The following is a 4301-nucleotide window of genomic DNA, read 5'->3' on the forward strand; positions in this document are numbered from 1 at the left end:
AGCTATTAAATTTCGTATATCTCTAAAGAACCGGATATAAGTGTTGAAAATAGGGTTGGGTCTAATAAAAGGGCTAAAAATGCGTATTTTGCGAGTCCTTTTATTTTTGGCGCCAAAAGCAACCTTTTTTCTCCGTTGTCCGTATCAACCATCAGATTTGATTTTTCAAAAAGCCAAAATCGAACATAGAATTTCATAAGGACATCAAAAACACATTCAATACAAAAAAGCAGACAAGAATATTTTTGTGCAGGAGCTAAATGATATTAATGATCTGATTACCGGTTGCTGCAAAAAAGAACGCAGCAGTCAGGAAGCGCTATACCGGAATTTTTTCGGGTATGGACTGAGCATTTGTTTGAGGTATGCACAAAACAGAGAAGAGGCAGTTGAAATCATGAATGACGGATTCCTTAAAATATTTCAGCACATTCAATCATTTGATACCAGCAGATCATTTAAAACATGGTTGGCTAAAATCATGGTGAATACTTCTATCGACTTTTTAAGAAGTAAAAAGAAACTGGTTTTTGTAGACGACATTAACCAGGTACCGGAACCAAGAATAGACGAGAAAATAGTAGATAAGCTATCCTATGAAGAACTGCTGAAGCTTGTACAGGTATTGCCACCAGCCTACAGGACGGTGTTTAACCTCTACGTTATGGAAGGGTACCAGCACCAGGAAATAGCTGCTATGCTGCGTATATCTGAAGGAACTTCCAAATCAAATTTATTCAAAGCAAAAAAAATACTGAAAGAAAAAATTACGAAAGCCTCCATGAGTGTATCTGATGGGGTAGACGTAAATATGCCCTTATACAAAAATGAATGACGCATTTGAAAATAGCATCCGTAACAAGCTGAATGAAGCTGATATTCCTTTTGAACAGGACGCCTGGTCAAAAATGGAATCGCTGCTGGATGCCGGGGATAAGAACAAACGCCCGGTAGCCTGGTGGTGGTGGCTGTTCCTGCTGCCTCTTCTGGGTGGTATGGTATGGTGGATCATTCAGTCATCTACGGTTGATAAGAAAACAGCAGGTACAGCTATTTCAGTGCAAAAAACAGACGGGCAACCGGTATTAAGCGGAGGGAGATTTGATGAAAAAAAGGAGACAAATAACGAAACTGTAAACCAAACAGGCAAGCACTTGTCAGACGTATCTGCATCTCCCGAAAATAAAACAAACAGCGAAACGGTAACTCCATCAGGCAAGCACCTGCCGGACGTATCTGCATCTCCTGAAAATAAAACAAACAGCGAAACGGTAACTCCATCAGGCAAGCGCCTGCCAGACGTATCTGCATCTCCCGAAAATAAAATAAACAACAAAACATCGGACATCGTCACCTCCTCCGGAAAAATAACATCTATAGATGGTTCTTCCTTTATTCAGCCTTACGATATCCGTTTTATCAAAACAAAAAATGTTAATAACTATAACGGCTATACGAAAATATTACATACCGCTGAAATACCTGTAAATATAGATATTTCACGGGATTTGAATAAAAAAAATCCGCGACGGAAAATCAACTCTAAAGGATTGTATATAGGTGTTACACTCGGGCCTGATCTGAATGTAGCGCCTTCGCTTAACTATGGAAAAGTGGGCTTTAATGCAGGGATATTAGCACATTACTATTTTAACAGCCGCTGGTTTATCACCACGGGAGCTATATATAGCAAGAAACTATACGGAGCTACCAGTAAAGATTATACTGCATGGTCTAATGGTTCCGCACCTTATGACCTGGTGAAAGTAAATGCCAATTGTGATGTACTGGATATACCTGTGAACATGAACTATACATTTCTACAGGTAAATAACAATACTATCAGCGCCACGCTGGGATTGTCGAACTATTTTATGCTGAAAGAACAATATCAGTATCTCTACAAATATTCTCCTACCTGGGAAAAAACAGTACAGAATCAAAACCAGCATTACATGGCTATCTTAAATGTAGGCGCATTGTATCAACATCCTGCCGGCAGGCGCTTAATTATTGGAGTACAACCCTACGCAAAAATTCCACTGCATGGGGTAGGATTGGGACAAGTGAAGTTATATTCAGCCGGTGTGTCCTTTCAATTAAACCTCGTGAGTAAAAAGCGCTGATGGGTATCCTGTTGGCGTAAACAATCACTATACTACGTTGTTATCCTTCATAATACAACGCCTGCTGCTGTATGTGGCACGGCATTTTCAGCATTATCCACATTAAAAGATCCGATTATGACTAATAGTGATAACAAACCAGGTAAGGGTGCACACAAACCAGTTAAAAAGGAAGAAGAAGAATTTCCCGGCTATCCTGAATATCCTGCAGGAGAAGATATTATGGACAAACGCAACAGGGATAAGGAGGTAGACATAGATATGGATGCGGTAACCGGTTCTTTCCGTCACAACAGTGAATTACCTATCGAAAAAAAGAAACCTGTTGATAAATCCGATCAACAGGAAGAAACCTGGCGTAAAGATAAAGTAGGAGATGACCTCGATGTTCCTGGCGCAGAACTGGATGATGAAGAAGAAGCAATAGGAGAGGAAGATGAAGAAAATAATATTTATAGCATAGGAGGCGACAGGCACGCCGATCTCGAGGAAGATAACGGTGAGTTCCTTGACCTGGACGAAGAGAAAGATTAGGGGCCTTATAATAGCGGTGTGAGGAGTCTGCACACCGCATCCATAAACCGCTTGAATAAATTACGCTTGTTCCACCGCGTTTCCTGCACCGGAACAGCATGCAAAAGATCCTCTTCAAAGGCCCGGTTTAACTTGCCTGCCACCTCTTTGTCGTAGATCAGTGCGCCAATTTCACAGTTCAGGTAAAAGCTCCTGTTATCAAAATTAACTGAACTCACCCAGGCCAGGTTGTCGTCGATCACCATGGTTTTGGCGTGAATAAAGCCACGGGTATAGAAAAATATTTTGATACCCGCTGCCAGCAAAGGCTTCAGATATGAAAGCGCCGCATGTTGAACAATGTAAGAATCACCTTTCAACGGTAAAATCAATTGCACGTCTTTACCGGCCAGGGCAGCCATCTGCAGGGCTGTCAGCAATTCTTCCGTAGGTATAAAATAGGGATTGGTAATACGTATTCTCCTTTTGGCAATGTTTATTGCCATCAGGATAGTTTGCATGGCCACCGGCCATTCGGAATCAGGACCGCTGGCTACAATATCAGTAAAGCAAGTGCCTGTTAGCCCGGATCTTCCGAAATAGGGCTCACCAAAGGGAAACACTTCTTTGCTGCAATAGCGGTAGCTCATTAAAAACTGTAATTGAAGAATATTGACGGCATCTCCTTCAATTCTGAGATGCGTATCCCGCCAGAAGGTAGGGTACTTGCCATTGTTGATATAACGTTCATCGAGATTGATGCCACCAACAAAACCAACATTACCATCTACCACTATTATTTTGCGGTGATTCCGGTAGTTGGCATTCAAATAGAAATCTACCAGCACCGGGGAAAAAGGGTATACACTGGCGCCATGTGCTTTCAGGCGTTTGGGGATATCATGAATACGATCACTTCCGATATCATCATAAAGAAAACGCACCTGTACGCCGACACTTAATTTTTCTATCAATATTTCCGTGACTTCTTTCCCCACCTCATCATCGGCAATCATGTAATACTCTATGTGGATATGGTGTTTGGCGGCACGGAGCGCGCTATAAACAGCCGGGAATTTTTCTTCTCCATTAATCAGCAGCTGTACCCGGTTGTTTTTACTTAGAACAGATTGCCGTGTATTCAGCAACATCGCAGAAAGCTCCTGTTTATTACCCACCAGTTGGCGCAGTTCCAGCTGCATGTGCTCTATTTCTCCCCGCTGCGACTCCCAGTATCGGGAAAACAATCCTTCATCTTTACTCCCTTTCAATGTAAAACGTCGTTTTTTACGCAGATCCCTCCCCAGATAATAGTAAACGATCAGTCCTAAAACAGGAATAAATACCAGCAACAGGATATACGCTACAGCCTTTACCGGGTTGCGGTTTTCAAGCAAAATAGTGGCTACCAGGCCAATTAAAATAAGTATCAGCAAAACGCTGCTGCCTATTTTAATATAAGGGTGCCATTCTGTGCCTGTAAGATAACCGATAAGCGTTTTCATAAATTGTAAGCAAGATATATTATTAACGCGTTTCCGCTAAAATGGTTATGGACTTCTTTTTCAACAATAATGGCAGATGCAGGACCAGGCCTAATGCTACATTGAATATGGAAAAAGCTGTCATCCGATTGTTTTCTCCGGCAAAGCCACCCAGAAA

General features: G+C 41.7%; 4 protein-coding genes. 3 read left to right on the top strand and 1 reads right to left on the bottom strand.

Annotation, left to right across the window (positions count from 1 at the left end):
• Positions 1-247 precede the first annotated feature (247 nt).
• From VIP81_RS02145 to VIP81_RS02155, 3 genes are all read left to right on the top strand, one after another.
• A complete protein-coding gene (locus tag VIP81_RS02145; protein WP_331956833.1) occupies positions 248-835 on the top strand; it encodes an RNA polymerase sigma factor in 588 nt (195 codons plus the stop codon).
• A complete protein-coding gene (locus tag VIP81_RS02150; protein ID WP_331956834.1) occupies positions 828-2126 on the top strand; it encodes an outer membrane beta-barrel protein in 1299 nt (432 codons plus the stop codon). Before VIP81_RS02145 ends, VIP81_RS02150 begins: the two co-directional genes overlap by 8 nt.
• A gap of 117 nt (positions 2127-2243) precedes the next feature.
• Complete coding sequence (locus VIP81_RS02155) at positions 2244-2660, top strand: hypothetical protein (protein ID WP_331956835.1); 417 nt, start codon at positions 2244-2246, stop codon at positions 2658-2660.
• 5 nt (positions 2661-2665) lie between these two features.
• On the opposite strand, the gene cls is transcribed toward VIP81_RS02155, so the two are convergent.
• Complete coding sequence (gene cls, locus VIP81_RS02160) at positions 2666-4144, bottom strand: cardiolipin synthase (RefSeq protein ID WP_331956836.1); 1479 nt, start codon at positions 4142-4144, stop codon at positions 2666-2668.
• Positions 4145-4301 lie beyond the last annotated feature (157 nt).

The sequence above is a fragment of the Chitinophaga sp. genome, from assembly GCF_036566945.1.
Classification (GTDB): domain Bacteria; phylum Bacteroidota; class Bacteroidia; order Chitinophagales; family Chitinophagaceae; genus Chitinophaga.